The organism is Mesorhizobium album, assembly GCF_033977205.1.
Taxonomy (GTDB): domain Bacteria; phylum Pseudomonadota; class Alphaproteobacteria; order Rhizobiales; family Rhizobiaceae; genus Mesorhizobium; species Mesorhizobium album.
Genome location: NZ_JAVIIW010000128.1, coordinates 1 through 1,376, shown reverse-complemented (window position 1 = coordinate 1,376; position 1,376 = coordinate 1). Strand labels below are relative to the sequence as shown.

Here is a 1,376-nt window from a genome sequence, read left to right as displayed (position 1 = left end):
CAAGGTGGCCGGCAAGGTCTTCCGCATCGGCCATCTCGGCTGGCTGAACGAGGTGATGGTGCTTGGATCGCTGGCCGCCGCCGAACTTGCGCTGCTCGATTGCGGGGTCGAACTGGCGCCGGGCTCGGGTGTGGCGGCGGCGATCGAGCATTTCCGGCGCACGGCCGCGATGCCGGTTGCCGAGGCGGCGTGAGGAGCGGATCATGAGCCACACCATCAACCACCTCAAGAAGCTCCGCCTCCAGCGCAGCGAGCTCGCCGTTCCAGGCTCCAGCCCCGAGATGATCGACAAGGCGGCCAACAGCGCCGCCGACTTCGTCTTCCTCGACATCGAGGACGCGGTCGCGCCACCCGACAAGGAGCGCGCCCGCAAGACCATTATTCAAGCGCTCAACGACATCGACTGGCGCGCCAGGGGCAAGACCGTCTCGGTGCGCATCAACGGCCTCGATACCCACTACATGTATCGCGACGTGGTCGATGTCATGGAACAGGCCGGCGACCGGCTGGACACCATCCTGGTGCCGAAGGTCGGCGTGCCGGCCGACCTCTACATGGTCGAGGCCCTGGTCAACCAGATCGAGATGGCCAAGGGTTTCAAGACCCGCGTCGGCCTGGAGGCGCTGATCGAGACCGCGCTCGGCATGGCCAATGTCGAGGCGATCGCCGCCACGCCCGGCCGCCTGGAAGCAATGCATTTCGGCGTCGCCGACTATGCCGCCAGCAACAAGGCGCGCACCGTCAACATCGGCGGCTTGAACCCCGACTATCCCGGCGACCAGTGGCATTTCGCGCTGTCGCGCATGACGGTCGCCTGCCGCGCCTATGGCCTGCGCGCCATCGACGGGCCGTTCGGCGATTTCTCCGACGCGCAAGGCTACACGGCCGCCGCCAGGCGTGCCGCGGCGCTCGGCATCGAGGGCAAATGGGCGATCCACCCCTCGCAGATCGCCTTGGCCAACGACGTGTTCTCGCCGCCGGAAAAGGAGGTCACCCGCGCCCGCCGCATCCTCGAGGTGCTGAAGGAGGCGGAGGCGCTCGGCAAGGGCGCCGCCGCGCTCGACGGCAAGATGATCGACGCAGCGTCGGAGCGCATGGCGCGCAACGTGCTGGTGGTGAGCGAGGCGATCGAGCGCGCCGGCCAGGCGCATAGCGCGGCGCATTGAGATTACCGGGAGGACAAAATGGACATTCACGAATACCAGGCCAAGGAACTGCTTGCCCGTCATGGCGTGCACGTGCCGCGCGGCGGGCTCGCCTACAGCCCCGAGCAGGCCGCCTACCGGACGCGCGAGATCGGCGGCTCGAAGTGGGTGGTGAAGGCGCAGGTTCACTCCGGCGCCCGCGGCAAGGCCGGCGGCATCAAGCTGTGCGGC

Annotated in this window: 2 protein-coding genes and 1 pseudogene; all 3 read left to right on the top strand. The window is 68.0% G+C overall.

What is annotated here, in order from left to right; translation table 11 throughout:
- A pseudogene (locus RFN28_RS34535) lies at positions 1 to 193 on the top strand (serine--glyoxylate aminotransferase); the annotation flags it as partial.
- Positions 194 to 203: 10 nt separating this feature from the next.
- Positions 204 to 1,166 (top strand): HpcH/HpaI aldolase/citrate lyase family protein, encoded by a 963-nt coding sequence (locus RFN28_RS34530; RefSeq protein ID WP_320291587.1) that lies wholly within the window; start codon positions 204 to 206, stop codon positions 1,164 to 1,166.
- Between the two features lie 18 nt (positions 1,167 to 1,184).
- Positions 1,185 to 1,376 (top strand): ATP-grasp domain-containing protein (locus tag RFN28_RS34525; RefSeq protein WP_320291585.1); only part of this gene is annotated, 192 nt, incomplete at its 3' end.

Excerpts from the sequence above, each read along its gene's own strand:
- RFN28_RS34530 (WP_320291587.1), top strand. The coding sequence starts at position 204 with ATGAGCCACACCATCAACCACCTCAAGAAGCTCCGCCTCCAGCGCAGC.